Annotated in this window: 11 protein-coding genes and 1 pseudogene; 7 read left to right on the top strand and 5 right to left on the bottom strand. The window is 61.4% G+C overall.

Going from position 1 to position 15,102, the window contains the following annotated elements; translation table 11 throughout:
- Position 1 precedes the first annotated feature (1 nt).
- A complete protein-coding gene (gene pcaC, locus CUJ89_RS31975; RefSeq protein ID WP_114181220.1) occupies positions 2-388 on the top strand; it encodes a 4-carboxymuconolactone decarboxylase in 387 nt (128 codons plus the stop codon).
- A 162-nt stretch (positions 389-550) separates the two neighbouring features.
- Positions 551-1,909, top strand: coding sequence for an MFS transporter (locus tag CUJ89_RS31970; protein WP_114181219.1), 1,359 nt, complete (start codon positions 551-553; stop codon positions 1,907-1,909).
- A gap of 57 nt (positions 1,910-1,966) precedes the next feature.
- Here CUJ89_RS31970 and CUJ89_RS31965 read toward each other — a convergent pair whose 3' ends face one another.
- From CUJ89_RS31965 to CUJ89_RS38725, 3 genes and pseudogenes are all read right to left on the bottom strand, one after another.
- Positions 1,967-2,215, bottom strand: a complete 249-nt coding sequence (locus CUJ89_RS31965; RefSeq protein ID WP_114181218.1) for a hypothetical protein — start codon at positions 2,213-2,215, stop codon at positions 1,967-1,969.
- A gap of 107 nt (positions 2,216-2,322) precedes the next feature.
- Positions 2,323-2,940: a LysE family translocator gene (locus CUJ89_RS31960; protein ID WP_114181217.1), complete on the bottom strand. Its 618-nt coding sequence runs from the start codon at positions 2,938-2,940 to the stop codon at positions 2,323-2,325.
- Positions 2,941-3,251: 311 nt separating this feature from the next.
- Positions 3,252-3,365: pseudogene (locus tag CUJ89_RS38725) on the bottom strand (DUF2384 domain-containing protein); the annotation flags it as partial.
- Positions 3,366-3,979: 614 nt separating this feature from the next.
- On the opposite strand from CUJ89_RS38725, the gene CUJ89_RS31950 reads away from it, so the two are divergent.
- On the top strand, positions 3,980-4,270 hold the full coding sequence (locus CUJ89_RS31950; protein WP_114181216.1) for a DUF4148 domain-containing protein: 291 nt from the start codon (positions 3,980-3,982) through the stop codon (positions 4,268-4,270).
- Between the two features lie 78 nt (positions 4,271-4,348).
- Here CUJ89_RS31950 and CUJ89_RS31945 read toward each other — a convergent pair whose 3' ends face one another.
- Both CUJ89_RS31945 and CUJ89_RS31940 read right to left on the bottom strand, forming a co-directional pair.
- Positions 4,349-5,521 (bottom strand): porin, encoded by a 1,173-nt coding sequence (locus CUJ89_RS31945; RefSeq protein ID WP_114181215.1) that lies wholly within the window; start codon positions 5,519-5,521, stop codon positions 4,349-4,351.
- Between the two features lie 74 nt (positions 5,522-5,595).
- A complete protein-coding gene (locus CUJ89_RS31940) occupies positions 5,596-6,945 on the bottom strand; it encodes an MFS transporter (RefSeq protein ID WP_114181214.1) in 1,350 nt (449 codons plus the stop codon).
- 799 nt (positions 6,946-7,744) lie between these two features.
- Here CUJ89_RS31940 and CUJ89_RS31930 point away from each other — a divergent pair.
- From CUJ89_RS31930 to lpdA, 4 genes are all read left to right on the top strand, one after another.
- A complete protein-coding gene (locus CUJ89_RS31930; RefSeq protein WP_114181213.1) occupies positions 7,745-8,620 on the top strand; it encodes an AraC family transcriptional regulator in 876 nt (291 codons plus the stop codon).
- A 319-nt stretch (positions 8,621-8,939) separates the two neighbouring features.
- Positions 8,940-11,654, top strand: a complete 2,715-nt coding sequence (gene mdeB / locus CUJ89_RS31925; RefSeq protein WP_114181212.1) for an alpha-ketoglutarate dehydrogenase — start codon at positions 8,940-8,942, stop codon at positions 11,652-11,654.
- 134 nt (positions 11,655-11,788) lie between these two features.
- Positions 11,789-13,147, top strand: coding sequence for a dihydrolipoyllysine-residue acetyltransferase (aceF, locus tag CUJ89_RS31920; protein WP_415859051.1), 1,359 nt, complete (start codon positions 11,789-11,791; stop codon positions 13,145-13,147).
- A gap of 94 nt (positions 13,148-13,241) precedes the next feature.
- The gene (gene lpdA, locus CUJ89_RS31915; RefSeq protein WP_415859050.1) at positions 13,242-14,981 is read left to right on the top strand and encodes a dihydrolipoyl dehydrogenase; all 1,740 of its coding nucleotides are present in this window, start codon (positions 13,242-13,244) and stop codon (positions 14,979-14,981) included.
- The last annotated feature ends 121 nt before the right edge of the window (positions 14,982-15,102 follow it).

Here is a 15,102-nt window from a genome sequence, read left to right as displayed (position 1 = left end):
GATGGACGACCAGGAACGTTATGAAGCGGGGATGAAGGTGCGTCGCGCGGTGCTCGGCGACGCGCACGTCGACCGTTCGCTCGAGAACCGCACCGAGGTGACCGACGAATTCCAGAACCTGATCACGCGCTATGCATGGGGCGAGATCTGGACGCGCGACGGCCTGCCGCGCCATACGCGCAGCCTGCTGACCATCGCGATGATGGTGGCGCTCAATCGCGGCGAGGAACTGGCGCTGCATTTGCGCGCCGCGCGCAACAACGGCGTGACGCGCGACGAGATCAAGGAAGTGCTGCTGCAGACCGCGATCTACTGCGGCGTGCCGGCCGCGAATTCCGCGTTCCATCTCGCGGACAAGATTTTCAAGGAACAGGACAGCGCCGGCTGACGCCGGAAGCGGCCCGATCGCGCGGCCTGCCGTCGTTGGCGGGCCGTCGACGATAAACGAACGCGCCGGCAGTGAATCGGCGCGCGGCGCACCGGATTTCCGGTGCGAAAACAAGGACGGCGCGGCTTCGAGGCCGCGTTGCTTATATCAAGGAGACTCGCGATGAATCGCGCAACCGTGGTCGATGTCCAGACCTTCATCAACGAGCAGCCGTTCGGCGGCTTTCAATGGCTCGTGTTCGTCATGTGTTTCGTGATCGTGCTGCTCGACGGCTTCGATACGGCCGCGATCGGCTTCATCGCACCGTCGCTGCTGGGCGAATGGAACCTGACCAAGCCCGATCTCGCGCCCGTGCTGAGCGCCGCGCTGTTCGGCCTCGCGTGCGGCGCGCTCGTGTCGGGCCCGCTGTCCGACCGGCTCGGGCGCCGCTCGCTGTTGCTCGGCTCGGTGTTCCTGTTCGGCGTCGCGTGTTTCGTGTCCGCGTTCTCGACCACCATCGGACACCTGACGATCCTGCGTTTCGTCACCGGCGTCGGGCTTGGCGCGGCGATGCCGAACGCGGTCACGATGATGGGCGAGTTCTGCCCGGACAAGCGCCGCGCGACCGTGATCAACCTGATGTTTTGCGGCTTCCCGCTCGGCGCCGCGTTCGGCGGTTTCCTGGCCGCATGGATGATTCCGCATTTCGGCTGGCGCAGCGTGCTGATGCTCGGTGGCGTGACGCCGCTGCTGCTCGGCGTGCTGCTGCTGTTGAAGATGCCGGAATCGGTGCGCTTCATGGTCGCGAATGGTCACGCCGTCGACCGGATCCGCGCAACGCTCGCGCGCATCTCGCGCGATGCGCTGAACGCCGGTTCGTTCGCGATGACCGAAACCGCGCCGCAGACGGGCAGCAAGGGGCTTGGCGTCGTGCTGTCGCGCTCGTACATCGTCGGCTCCGTGATGCTGTGGATCGCGTACTTCATGGGCCTCGTGATTTTCTACGCGTCGATCAACTGGATGCCGATCCTGCTGAAGGATGCGGGCCTGACGCCGCAAAAGGCGACGCTGATTTCGGCGCTGTTCCCGCTCGGCGGCGTGGGCGCCGTGCTGTGCGGCGTGCTGATGGACCGCTTCAACGCGAACCGCGTGATCGCCGTGTGCTACGCGCTGACGGCGATCAGCGTAGTTGCGATCGGGCAGGCGGCCGGCAACGTCGGGCTGCTCGTGCTGGTCGTGTTCGTGGCCGGCGTGCTGATGAACACCGCGCAATCGTCGATGCCGGCGCTCGCCGCCGCGTTCTATCCGACCGAGGGGCGCGGCACGGGGGTCGCGTGGATGCTCGGCGTCGGCCGCTTCGGCGGGATCGCGGGTTCGTTCCTCGTCGCCGAACTGACGCGCCGGCACTTCTCGTTCGCGGGCGTGTTCGCGACGATCGCCGTCGCGGGCGTGCTCGCGTGCATCGCGTTGCTGATCAAGCAGATGGCGCGGCCGCATGGCGTCGCGCAGCCGGCAGGCAAGATCGAGTCGCTCGGGCATTGAGCGGCGTTTGGGCCGGTGCGATGCGCCGGCCCTCTGTGAGCGGCACCCTGCACGCCGCTATTCTTCCGCGTCGTGTTCCTTGACGAAGTTGCGCAGATACGCGCGCAGCGCAGCCTCCCGGCCGCGATGATCGTCGTGGTTCGCGGCGCCCATCTCTTCCTCGTCGCCGAACAGGGTTGGCGGCGCGCTGTAAGTGCCGACTTCGATGTTGTCGCGCAGCACGCGGATGTCGTGCGTGAGCGGGTGATACTCGGCGACCCAGTGCATCCCCTCGATGTGTTCGCCCGTCCTCAGCAGTGGCTTCATCGGCTTTCTCCCGGAAGCAACGGCACAACCGGCAAAACGGTTGCGCGCGCCCGTACCAAAAGGGTACGCCTGCGTCGCGTGAATCTCAACGGGTGCGCTGTGAGCGCTCACTGCGGCAGCAGGTGCGCGACGAGCGGATACAGCGACAGGATCAGCAGCACGGCCATCGTCACGTTGAAGATGCGCAGTGCGCGGCGGTTCGACAGGAAGCGTCGCAGGCCGAGGCCGAATGCGGCCCACAGGCAGATGCACGGAAAGCCGATCAGGATGAACACGACGGCCATCCACGCGGCGTTCATTCCGTAGTCGGCGGACAGGCGGACCGTCGTCGCGGCGGTCAGCACCATCATCCATGCCTTCGGGTTGATCCACTGGAACGCGGCGGCTTCGATGAGCGTCATCGGCCGCGGCTTGGCGCCGTGTGCCTTCACTTCTCCCGACGTGCCGATGCGCCAGGCGAGGTATAGCAGGTACGCGACGCTCGCGGCTTCGAGGATCGTGTACAGCAGCGGCATGCGCTTGAAGGCCTCGCCGAGGCCGAAGCCGACGCAGAGCATCAGGATCGCGACGCCGATGCTGATGCCGAACAGGTGCGGCATCGTGCGGCGGAAACCGAAATTGACGCCGGACGCGAGCAGCATCGTGTTGTTGGGGCCGGGCGTGATCGACGTGACGAGCGCGAACAGCATGCCGGCGGGCAACGCGCTCAGGGTGAGGAATTCCATCGCGGATTCTCCATTCGGTTCGAGGCTGGGACGGAGATCAGTTTAGCGACGGTTTTCTGTACAGTACCGGTACAGTTGGATTGACGATTGCCGGTACGGGAGGGAGTTGCTGGGGGGCGAATGCTTCTATTTGATTGTTGTCTCTCAGAAAAGATGTCCGCGCTATCAATATGTTGTCCTGCTGGGCGCGCAAAGAAAATGCCCACTCATCGAGCGGGCATTTGAAGAGGTGGGGCAGGCAACCTGCCGCGGAACGACGTCCAGTCCAGTATGCCCCCGCTCCCTGTTTGCTGATGCTGAACCTAGATCAACTATCCGGCCGCGCCTGCCTCGAGAGAAACGACGTAGCGAAGTACGTCGTCCACGCGTCCTTCCGACACTAGCTGTTCAGCCGTCTTGTAGTCGAAGGTTGGCAACGGTTCATTACCTATGACGCGATGTTTGATCGACGGTGGCCATCATCCGGCCAGTCAGCGCTTCATCGTCAACTCGGGCGACGTGATTCGTAGTGGAACAGCGAGCGCGAAATCTTTACCAGCCTGCAGGCTTGGGTAACGACGCTGATTGGACAGCAGACGGCACACCGTGCGTCAGAAAAACTCTGGCAGTTTTTGCAGATGCATTGTCATCTTCCACAAATTCAGGCTGGCTGAATGTGGATAAAGTACTCGTCACGGAGACGCTTTAAAGCATCGGACTGTCAGGCTTTCGTGCTTCGAGCCGGTAGTGAACAAGCGTTGATCGGTGTAGATGGCTGCGACGTGCCATGAACCAATGATGCAGCCGTCGAGCGCAGGTCAGCGCCATTGACGGATCGCCGAGAAGATCGACCGTTAGGTCACGTCAGAATGGGGAGTCAATCATCATGAAGCTTGTCTTTTCGAAAATCGCAAGGGTAATCGTGTCCACGTGCGCCATTCAGAAGATGGACATCATGGTCTGCAATTCTGCGGGACAGGAGATCCCGTACGTCATGTTGTTCACCATGTATGGCTTCGTCTGAGCGCGGAGCCACGGCTTTACAAGGAAGGAGATTCTCATGCACACGACAATTGCAGCGGTACTCTGCTTCGTTACGTGCTTTCCATTGGCCGCAAGCGCCGGTGTAGTCGATGCGAGCTGCGCCGCGGCGGTGGTCACGAATGGAAAGGCGCGCGCTGAGGTACGGGCCGAACTCATTCAGGCAGAACGCGACGGCTGGATTCCGATTCACTCGCGCAGGCAGCGGACGTATCCGCCCGACATGGCGCAGGCGCGCCGGAATCGGGATGTCCGTGATGCAGGCGCCGGGGCGACGCCATCCTATCAGGCGTCGAACCAGCAACCTTGAGCAACGACCGTGGCGTCGGCATGCCGGCGCTGAAATATCGCCGCATCGTCATGTCGAATCCAGGGCGAGCAAGGCTCGTCAGAATTTATGTCGTATAGCGAGCCGATAAACCATCTGGTGGTTATTCGATGAATCTCCGGATCCGCCAATGTTGGCGACCGCCAGCGCGCCCGTCGACGATGTGCCGGAAGCGCGTTGCCAGCCGCCCGAAAAGTATACGTCGGTACGCTTCGACAGCAGATAGTCCAGCGTGAACGCCACCTGATTGTAGTGCTGATTGCCGATGGAATTGCCTTGTGCCGTCGTGACGCTCCGCGCTTTCATGTAGTCATACGCAACGCCGACGAAAAAAGCCGGCGTGACACGGTAGTTCAAACCAATGTCAAAATTGTTGAAGATGGCCGTACCGTTCTGGAACGACGCACCGAGATTGGCGTATTGAACATTCGAGTACGACGCGCTGATCGTCGCGTTTCCGATCGTGTAGGCCGCCGCGATGACGGCGTCCTGATAGGCTTGCGCGACCTGATAAGCCGAGTTCAGGGAAGAGGCTAGCAGATTGAAGCCGCTTGCATAGTTGGTGAACCATCCGTTACCTGGTGTCGATGTCGGGTGTTTGAAGTAATCGAACGCCGCGCCGATCTGAAGCGGACCGTGTGTGTAACCGACTCCAAGCGAATAGCCCGACGTCGAAGTGAAGTCGCCGGGCACGCCGCCAAGGCTATATGCGGCGCCAAAGGAGAAGCCGTGGAAGTCCGGGCTCATGTAGCGCACCGAGTTGTTGAATCGCACGCTGTTACTGGTGTTGTCGAAATCTCCCGGATGCGCGCTCGCCAGGTCGCCAACCGCTGCGGCACCGGCAAGAAACTCGGGGAAATACCACACCATGTCGTATTGACGGCCGACGGTGAGAGAACCGTAAGTGTCACTGCTCAGTCCGACGAAAACTTGCCGGCCAAACGCCGTGCCGCCCTGGGCAAGTCGTCCGTTATTCACGTCGATGCCGGACTCGAGCGTAAAAACCGCCTTGAGACCGCCTCCCAGATCTTCCTTGCCGGTCAGCCCCCAGCGACTGCCGTCGATGCCGTCCAGCGAGTCCATGTAGACAGCTTTGCCGCCGCCTACGTTGGTCTGGTAATGAATACCGTTGTCGATCTCGCCATAGAGCGTTACGCTGCTTTGGCTATGCGCGACGGAACTGGCCAGCCCCATGAGCGAGCCGACAATCATTTCGATTTTTTTCGTTTTCATGAGATCTCCGCATTTCAAAGGCAATACACAGGAACCGTTCATCTGACGTTCATCGATTCAGCACGTGGTGCAGGTCAGGCTGAGAAGGATTTCTTCAGGCCGTTTTTCGTCAGGCCATAGGAAGCGCCCATCAGGGCCACGCAAGCCGCTGCAACGAGTATTGGCGCTGCTGCAACACGAAACATCGCGTCGACGGTCCAGTTGTTCGCGTACAGGACGCCCGCGAGGTAAGTGCCGCCCGCGGCGCCGAGCCGACCGAATCCATAGGCCCATGCGACGCCCGGGGCGCGCAATTCCGGGCTATAGAAGAGCGTGCACAACGCGATCGCGCAGGTTTGTCCGCCGCTGATGCAAAAGCCGCAAAAGAAGATCGTCGTGAGTAAAGCGAGATGCGATGAGCCGATTGCCATGGAGATCGCGTACATTGACACGGCGCCGCCGACGTAGACCGCGGACAGGATTCTGTAAGGGCTCGTGCGATCCATGATGGGTCCCATCAGCAGACTGGCCACCATGCCGCCGATGATCACGGTGATGGTCGCCCAGACCACGAGCGCGGGTGGGAACGAGATGGACGCGAGAACGGTCGGCAGCCAGCTTTGCAGAAAATAGAAAGCGGCCAGGTTGATGGCGAATACGGCCCAAAGCAGGAATGTCCCCACGCGGAATTGTGCGGAGAACAATCCGAGCACACTTGCGTCCGCCGGCTTCTCTTCGTGAGTGACCAGTTCGCTGTCCGATTGCAGCGTGAAATCGGGAAAGAGGCGCTTGGTTGCACGAAGCAATTCGGCCGGCTCCGCATTTGCCGACAGGTAGGCCACGGATTCCGGCAGCAGCGGGATAAGCAACACCGTCAAGCCCAGTGCCGCGAGCCCGCCCAGCCACAGTGGTCCTTCCCAGCCAAACCGCGGGATCAAGGCGCTACTGCAGACGCCCGCGAAGATGAATCCCAGCGCATATCCCAGGTAGACGAGAATGACGAAAGTCGCGCGGGTTCTCTTCGGGCTGAATTCCGAAACGAGGCCCACCGCGCAAGGCGTGGCCGCTCCGAGGCCGATGCCCGCAAGGAATCTCAAGGCGATCAGTTGCGGCACGCTGGTGGCAAAAACGGTCAGGACGGTGAACAGACCGAAAGCAGCGGTTGCCACGAAAGCAATCTTCTTCGTGCCGAAGCGCCGAGTCGCGAACGGAATGCCGAAGTTGCCGATTAGTAGCCCGAAGAAAACAGCCGAAAAAATCGCGCCGAATACTGCCTTGGGCAGTTGCCATTCTTTCGCGAGAACGGGCACGATGAAGCTGATGACCTGGGTGTCGAAGCCATCGAACAGCATGAGCAGCGCACAGAAGGCGACGATGAAATACTGCCTCCTGCCGATTCTGCGACTGTCGATGACATCGTAGACGTTGATTTGCCGTATTTCCATATTGTTCTCCTCTCGTTAAAAGGAAGGGTTTACTTCGGGTATTACATTTTGTTTTCTGGTTTAAAGGTGGTGGCGCAGATGGTCGAGCATTCATTGCCCGTAAAGCGGATTTCCGGAACCGATTATTAATATTACGAATACTTGATTAATTTCTGAGGCTGATTGGTTATGTGAATGGAGCGCGCTGCGGATTCAACCGACGACGACCGTGCCGTACGGGGCGAGCGCCATACGCAATGGCGCGACGCTGTCGTCCGTCCGGTATTAGTGTGAAAAAAAACTGTCTCGCTTGATTTATTATTTCGTCGCTCCGGATTTCATTGCGCGTGACGAAATCCGGGGCGCCTGGATCGTGAATCATTTTGATTGCACGGGGAAATATTGCCGCAGTTCGGGCAGCATTTCTTATTCTTGTGTTACCGCAGTGGCGCTCCATTCGGCAGATTGTGCGGTGAGAACAGTCAATCGAAGCGCAATTCGCGGTCGGTGGCTCGCTGAACTTCGAGGTGCCGTCCACGTCGATCCGCGAGACGCCTTCGTGGCATTCATCCGACTTGTGAACCGCGGACGTGATGTGCCACAGATTACGCACGAAGCACAATCGGGTCCGAACCGGACAGCACAGGCGTCGACACTGTCGAAACGCACACCCGCGAGCCCGGATTCCAGCCGTCCGCGAAGGCGAGGTTTGGCGCAATGAAAGTCGTGACGGCGTTCCAGCTTGGTATGACACGACTATGCCGGCTCATGCTTCGCATCGATTTGGCTACAATTTCAACTTGTCGCTAAAATTCCGGATATGAACCGCTACGTTAGTCTTCCTGATTTTGTGGATCCCGACGCGATCGATCGGCCGGCGGTAGCGATGCGCATGCACGTCGACGAGCATGCTTCCGAAATCCCTGTTCACAAACATCTGAAGGGGCAACTGGTGCTGGCGTTGCACGGCGCCGTAACCTGTCGGGTCGCGGGCGCGTTCTGGATCGTCCCGCCGCAATGCGGCGTCTGGATTCCTGGCGAGATGCCGCACAGCAACCACGCCACGCCCAATGCCCGGCTTTGCTATCTGTTCGCAGAGCCCGGTATCGTCGACTTGCCAACGGATTGCTGCACGCTGTCCATTTCGCCGATGCTGCGGGAAATGATCCTGCATCTGGCCGACGCGCCGCTGGACTATGAGCAGGGCGGCCATACCGACAGGCTTGCGCGCGTGCTGTTGCATGAGCTGACGTTGATGCCGGTCGAGCGCCTCTATCTGCCGGTTACGGATCATCCGCGAATCCGGCAGATGGCGGACGCGTTGAACGCCAATCCCGGCGATCGCAGCACCGTCGCGCAATGGGCCAAGCGTGTCGCCATGAGCGAGCGTTCGCTGGCAAGACTCGTCGTCAGTGAAACGGGACTGACCTTTGGCCGCTGGCGGCAGCAGTTGCAACTGCTCGTTGCGGTGCGCGAGCTTGCCGGCGGCGCTTCCGTGCAACGCGTGTCGGACGAACTCGGCTACGAGTCGGTAACTGCCTTCATCATCATGTTCAAGAAAGCGCTCGGGCATTCGCCAGGCCGCTACTTCGCCGCGCTGGCGCGCACGCAGTCGGGGGCGGTCCTCGCGTCGACGGCTTCGACCGGGATGGACGACCGAGCGGATGGTCCAGCGGGCGTGGTGGCCGATGTGTGAAGTCGCGCGCCTCGGCGCATCGATGAACGTGTGGCGTGAGCGGCCGCAATCCTGCGGCCCGTTCCTTCCCGGTGCCCGTTGTGATGGAACGCGCTTCGAGTTTCGACGCGCCTTTCGTCCATCTTCCAGCCCGTGACTCCGGGCCCTCCACGCGCGGCCGCCCGCATCAAATAGAAATGCTGTAGATCACGCATTTCGCAGAAGAGACTGCAACTGACACCGCATGGGCGGCCCGTAATACGACCACACATTCTGCGGCATCCCCCGTAATCTTTGCGCACTCGCCACTGAATTCGCATTGCTTTTACGGAGTTGCAAGATGACCGACTTATCGACGGGGACACCCTCGATTCTTTCCCTGGGTCAGACGAAAGTTGACGACGACCCACTGGAAACAGCCGAATGGCTCGACGCGCTCGATGGCGTGGTCCGGCATGCAGGTGCCGAACGGGCGCAGTACCTGTTCGATCGGCTCGCGGCCCACGCTTCGTCCAACGGTATCGCAACGGCGCGCCTCAATATCACGCCCTACGCGAATACGATTACCGTCGATCAGCAGCCGCCGTATCCGGGCGACTTCGATATCGAAGAAAAGCTCGCCGCCGCGCTGCGCTGGAATGCGCTGGCCATGGTGGTGCGGGCCAATCGTGCCTACGGTGAACTCGGCGGGCATATTGCCAGCTATGCGTCGGCGGCTGACCTGTTCGAAGTCGGCTTCAATCATTTCTTTCGTGGACCGAATGATGCTCACGGTGGCGATCTCGTCTATTTTCAACCTCATTCCGCGCCAGGTGTGTACGCGCGGGCTTACCTCGAGGGCTTTCTCGACGAGACGCATCTCGAGCATTACCGACAGGAAATCACCGGTGCGGGCCTGTGTTCCTATCCTCATCCGTGGCTGATGCCGGACTTCTGGCAGTTCCCGACCGGCTCGATGGGTATCGGGCCGATCAATTCGATCTACCAGGCGCGTTTCATGCGTTATCTGCAGAACCGCGGACTGCAACGCACGGAAGGCCGAAAGGTGTGGGGCTATTTCGGCGATGGCGAAATGGACGAACCCGAGGCAATCGGCGCGCTTTCGCTGGCCGCGCGCGAGGGACTCGACAATCTCGTGTTCGTGATCAACTGCAATTTGCAGCGGCTCGACGGACCCGTGCGCAGCAATGGCCGCATCATCGACGAACTCGAAGCGCAGTTCACGGGAGCGGGCTGGAACGTCATCAAGGTGTTGTGGGGTTCGGACTGGGACGCCCTGTTCGCACGTGATCGCACGGGGGCGCTGTTGCGCGCGTTCGCGCACACCGTGGACGGCCAGTTCCAGACTTTTTCCGCCAACGACGGCGCCTACAATCGCGAACGCTTTTTTGGTCAGAACGCCGAGCTGGCCGCGCTCGCCGCGCATCTGAGCAACGACGATATCGACCGCCTGCGGCGCGGCGGCCACGATGTGCGCAAATTGCACGCTGCATACGAAAAGGCGTCGAAACACAACGGGCAACCCACGGTCATTCTCGCGAAGACCATGAAGGGCTTCGGCATGGGCTCGATCGGCCAGGGGCGCATGACAACGCATCAGCAAAAGAAGCTCGACATCGACCAGTTGAAGGCGTTTCGCGAGCGCTTTCGTCTGCCACTTTCCGACGATGATGTCGAACAACTCAAGTTCTACAAACCGGACGAAAGCAGTGCCGTCATGCAGTATCTGCACGAGCGCCGTGCGGCGCTGGGCGGCTACCTTCCCCGAAGGCGCACGGCGGCATCGCACGCGCCGGCCGTGCCTGCGATGTCGTCGTGGGGACGATTCGCGCTCGACACCAACGACAAGGAAATGTCCACCACGATGGCGTTCGTGCGCATGCTCGGCAACCTGTTGAAGGACACCGAGCTGGGGCCGCGTGTGGTGCCCGTCGTCGCCGACGAGGCACGCACCTTCGGCATGGCCAATCTGTTCCGGCAAGTTGGCATCTATTCTCCGCTCGGTCAACTGTACGAGCCGGAAGACATGGGTTCGATGCTCTATTACCGTGAGGATACGAGCGGCCAGATTCTGGAAGAAGGCATTTCCGAGGCGGGCGCGGTGTCGTCGTGGATTGCCGCGGCGACGTCTTACAGCGTGCACGATCTGACGATGCTGCCGTTTTATATCTACTACTCGATGTTCGGTTTCCAGCGTATCGGCGACCTGATCTGGGCGGCTGCCGACCAGCGCGCGCGCGGTTTCCTGATCGGCGCGACGGCTGGCAAGACGACGCTCGGTGGTGAAGGTCTGCAGCATCAGGACGGCACGAGCCACCTTGCAGCCTCGACGATACCGAACTGCCGTGCGTACGATCCGGCCTTCGCGTACGAAGTGGCGATGATCGTCGACGAAGGCATGCAGGAGATGATCGCGCGTCAGCGCGACGTGTTTTACTACATCACGGTCACCAACGAAAACTACGCACAGCGTCCGTTGACTGAAGCGGATGTCGATCGCGTCCGGCGCGGCGTGCTCAAGGGGATGTACGTGCTGGAGCCTGCGCAGGTCGAGATCGCACAGGTGCAGTTGCTGGGCTCGGGCGCGATTCTCGGTGAAGTCCAGGCCGCGGCACGGATGTTGAAAGACGACTGGAATATCGACGCGGCCGTCTGGAGCGTGACGAGCTTTACCGAATTGCATCGCGACGGCGTGTCCGCGGAGCGCGCGCAGCGGCTGCTGGAGCGTGGCGAGCCTGCGGTGCCCTACGTGACGGCAGCCCTGGGCGCCGCGCGTGGACCGGTGATCGCCGCGACCGACTATGTGCGCGCCGTGCCCGAACTGATCCGCGCGTACGTGCCGTCCCGCTATGTCGTGCTCGGCACCGACGGCTTCGGGCGCAGCGATACACGTGCGGCGTTGCGGGCGTTCTTCGAAGTGGACCGTGCGTCGATCGTGATCGCCGCGCTGAAAGCACTCGTCGACGACGGCCAGCAGGACCCGGGCATCGTGCGTCAGGCGATCGACCGATATGGGCGAATCGGAAGCGGGCTGATCGAGCCCTGGCTTGTCTAGGACCCGTTGACCGGTGCGCGCCATGAGAGCGGTGCGCGAATCGGCTGCTCGAAGGCTTCGCGCGTTCATCGGTCCATCCTGGGCAATCCGATCGAATCAAGTGCGTCCGGCCAGATGAAGAGGAGCGCCGACTGTTGAAACGCTTGCTGTTGGAGGCGAATGTGCGGGTGACACGAATAGAAGTACCGGATATCGGCGATTACAAGAACATCCCCGTGATCGAAATTCTGGTGAGAGTTGGACAACGCGTCGAACAGGAGCAGTCGCTCGTCATGCTCGAGTCGGACAAGGCGACGATGGATGTGCCCAGTCCCACCGCTGGCGTGATCAAGGAGCTGAAGGTCGCGGTTGGCGAAATGGTGTCGCAAGGCACGCTGATCGCGCTGCTCGAAAGCGACGGTGAGCGGCAGGACGACGCGGTGCCCGTGCCTGCTGCCGCGTCCGCGGCGCACGATCTCGCGTGTTCGTCGGCGAATGTCACGACAGTGCCGGTGTCCGCGCCGGCGCCCGAACTGAAGATCGAGCCCGCGCCATTGCATCGCGCCCCGGCGCGCGAAGGCGAGCCGCATCGCGACAGCCATGCGTCGCCGTCGGTGCGCAAGCTCGCGCGAGAACTGGGCGTCGAGATATCGCGTGTGCAGGGCACCGGTCCGAAGCAGCGCGTTACATCGGAAGACATTGCCGCGTTCGTCAGGAACGCGATGACGACATCGTCCGGCACGTCTCCAGTCTCGACGCCTGTCTCGGCGAACGGAACGGAGCTCGGTCTATTGCCGTGGCCGAAGGTGGATTTCGCGAAATTTGGTCCCGTCGATTCGCAGCCGCTGTCGCGCATCAAGAAGATCTCGGGTGCGAACCTGCATCGTAACTGGGTGATGATCCCGCACGTCACGAACAACGACGAGGCGGACATCACCGAACTGGAGGCCCTGCGTGCGAAGTTGAACAAGGAATACGAGAAGGCGGGTGTGAAGTTCACGATGCTGGCCTTCGTGATCAAGGCGGTCGTTGCCGCACTGAAGAAATTCCCGGCGCTCAATGCAAGCCTCGAGGCCGACACCCTCGTGTTCAAGCAGTACTACCACATCGGTTTCGCCGCCGATACGCCGAATGGTCTCGTCGTGCCCGTCATCCGCGATGTGGATGGAAAAGGGCTTGTCCAGATTGCGACGGAAATGGGCGAACTGTCGAAGCTTGCTCGGGAGAGCAAGCTCAAACCCGATCAGATGCAGGGCGGGTGCTTTTCGATCTCGTCGCTTGGCGGTATCGGCGGCACGCATTTCACCCCGCTCATCAATGCGCCGGAAGTGGCGATTCTCGGCTTGTCGCGCAGCGCGATGAAGCCGGTGTGGGACGGCAAGCAGTTCGTGCCGCGCTTGATCCTGCCCCTCTCCCTGTCGTTCGATCACCGCGCCGTGGATGGCGCGGAAGCGGGCCGCTTCAACGCGTATCTGGTTTCGCTATTGGCCGATTATCGCCGGATACTGCTCTGATGAAGCCGGCGGACGCTTCTGCACGAAGCGGCGATCAAGCTTCTTTCTGCGTGAACAGACATGTGTGGGCAACACAACAAGGGTTTTCATAAGCATGACAGCGATCGAGGTGCCGGATATCGGCGATTACAAGGAAGTCCCCGTCATCGAAATCGCCGTGAAGGTCGGTGATCGTGTCGAGAAAGAACAATCCCTGATTACGCTCGAATCCGACAAGGCGACCATGGATGTACCAAGCCCGGTCTCTGGCATCGTCAAGGAATTGAGCGTCCGGGTTGGCGATCTCGTGTCTGAAGGCACGTTGATCGCGCTTCTTGAAGACGTTCGCGAATCGGCTGCCGTGAGTTCATTGGTGGTCGCTTCGGTCCAGGTACCGGAGAACGCGTCAGCCACGCGGCAAGCCGGCAGCTTCTCCGGTAACGCAGATATCGAGTGCGACATGCTCGTGCTCGGCGCCGGCCCCGGCGGCTACTCGGCCGCGTTCCGCGCAGCCGATCTCGGCATGAAGACGGTGCTGGTCGAACGCTACTCGACGCTCGGCGGCGTGTGCCTGAACGTGGGCTGCATCCCGTCGAAGGCGCTGCTGCACACGGCGCTCGTCATCGACGAAGCCGCGGCGCTCGCGTCGCACGGCATCTCGTTCGGCAAGCCGGAAGTCGATCTCGACAAGCTGCGCGACTTCAAGGGCGGCGTCGTCAAGAAGCTGACGACGGGCCTCGCCGGCATGGCGAAGGCGCGCAAGGTCGAGGTGGTCACCGGCGTCGGCGCGTTCGTCGACCCGTTCCACATGGAAGTGCAGGGCGAAAACGGCAAGAAGGTCGTCAAGTTCAAGCAGGCGATCATCGCCGCGGGCTCGCAGGCCGTGAAGCTGCCGTTCATGCCGGAAGACCCGCGTGTCGTCGATTCGACGGGCGCGCTCGAACTGCGCCAACTGCCGAAGCGCATGCTCGTGATCGGCGGCGGCATCATCGGCCTCGAAATGGCGACGGTGTACGCGACGCTCGGCGCCGAGATCGACGTCGTCGAAATGATGGACGGCCTGATGATGGGCGCGGACCGCGATCTCGTGAAGGTCTGGGAAAAGTACAACGCGAAGCGCTTCGGCAACGTGATGCTGAAGACCAAGACGGTCGGCGCGGAAGCGAAGGAAGACGGCATCTACGTGAAGTTCGAGGGCGAGAAGGCGCCGGCGGAAGCGCAGCGCTACGACCTCGTGCTCGTCGCGGTGGGCCGCAGCCCGAACGGCAAGAAGATAGGTGCCGACAAGGCTGGCGTCGCGGTCACGGATCGCGGTTTCATCGACGTCGACAAGCAGATGCGTACGAATGTCCCGCACATCTTCGCGATCGGCGATATCGTCGGCCAGCCGATGCTCGCGCACAAGGCCGTGCATGAAGGCCACGTCGCAGCGGAAGCCGCGCACGGCGAGAAGGCGTACTTCGATGCACTGCAGATTCCGTCGGTGGCGTACACCGATCCGGAAGTGGCGTGGGCCGGCAAGACGGAAGACCAGTGCAAGGCCGAAGGCATCAAGTACGGCAAGGCCGTGTTCCCGTGGGCCGCTTCGGGCCGCGCAATCGCGAACGGCCGCGACGAAGGCTTCACGAAGCTGATCTTCGACGAGGAAACCCATCGCGTGATCGGCGGCGCGATCGTCGGCCTGAACGCGGGCGACCTGATCAGCGAAGTATGCCTCGCCGTCGAGATGGGCGCGGACGCGGAAGACATCGGCAAGACGATCCATCCGCACCCGACGCTCGGCGAATCGGTTGGCATGGCCGCCGAGTTGTACGAAGGTGTCTGTACCGACTTGCCGCCGCTGAGAAAGGCCTGATCGTCATCTCGACTTACGTGTCGAAAGTATGACGAATAGCGGGTTTTCCCGAGGGTGTACCGAGAATGTCCGTTTTTGGTGATAACTCGACTTTTTATCGGAATTTTCCACGGAGCCGGCT

The sequence above is a fragment of the Burkholderia pyrrocinia genome (genome assembly GCF_003330765.1).
Classification (GTDB): domain Bacteria; phylum Pseudomonadota; class Gammaproteobacteria; order Burkholderiales; family Burkholderiaceae; genus Burkholderia; species Burkholderia pyrrocinia_B.
This window is presented reverse-complemented; position numbering and strand designations above follow the sequence as displayed.

Bases quoted from the DNA above. Each gene is read 5' to 3' on its own strand.
- lpdA (WP_415859050.1), top strand. From the start codon at position 13,242: ATGACAGCGATCGAGGTGCCGGATATCGGCGATTACAAGGAAGTCCCC.
- pcaC (WP_114181220.1), top strand. From the start codon at position 2: ATGGACGACCAGGAACGTTATGAAGCGGGGATGAAGGTGCGTCGCGCG.
- CUJ89_RS31970 (WP_114181219.1), top strand. From the start codon at position 551: ATGAATCGCGCAACCGTGGTCGATGTCCAGACCTTCATCAACGAGCAG.
- CUJ89_RS31940 (WP_114181214.1), bottom strand. From the start codon at position 6,945: ATGGAAATACGGCAAATCAACGTCTACGATGTCATCGACAGTCGCAGA.
- CUJ89_RS31950 (WP_114181216.1), top strand. From the start codon at position 3,980: ATGCACACGACAATTGCAGCGGTACTCTGCTTCGTTACGTGCTTTCCA.
- CUJ89_RS31930 (WP_114181213.1), top strand. From the start codon at position 7,745: ATGAACCGCTACGTTAGTCTTCCTGATTTTGTGGATCCCGACGCGATC.
- mdeB (WP_114181212.1), top strand. From the start codon at position 8,940: ATGACCGACTTATCGACGGGGACACCCTCGATTCTTTCCCTGGGTCAG.
- CUJ89_RS31960 (WP_114181217.1), bottom strand. From the start codon at position 2,940: ATGGAATTCCTCACCCTGAGCGCGTTGCCCGCCGGCATGCTGTTCGCG.
- CUJ89_RS31945 (WP_114181215.1), bottom strand. From the start codon at position 5,521: ATGAAAACGAAAAAAATCGAAATGATTGTCGGCTCGCTCATGGGGCTG.
- CUJ89_RS31965 (WP_114181218.1), bottom strand. From the start codon at position 2,215: ATGAAGCCACTGCTGAGGACGGGCGAACACATCGAGGGGATGCACTGG.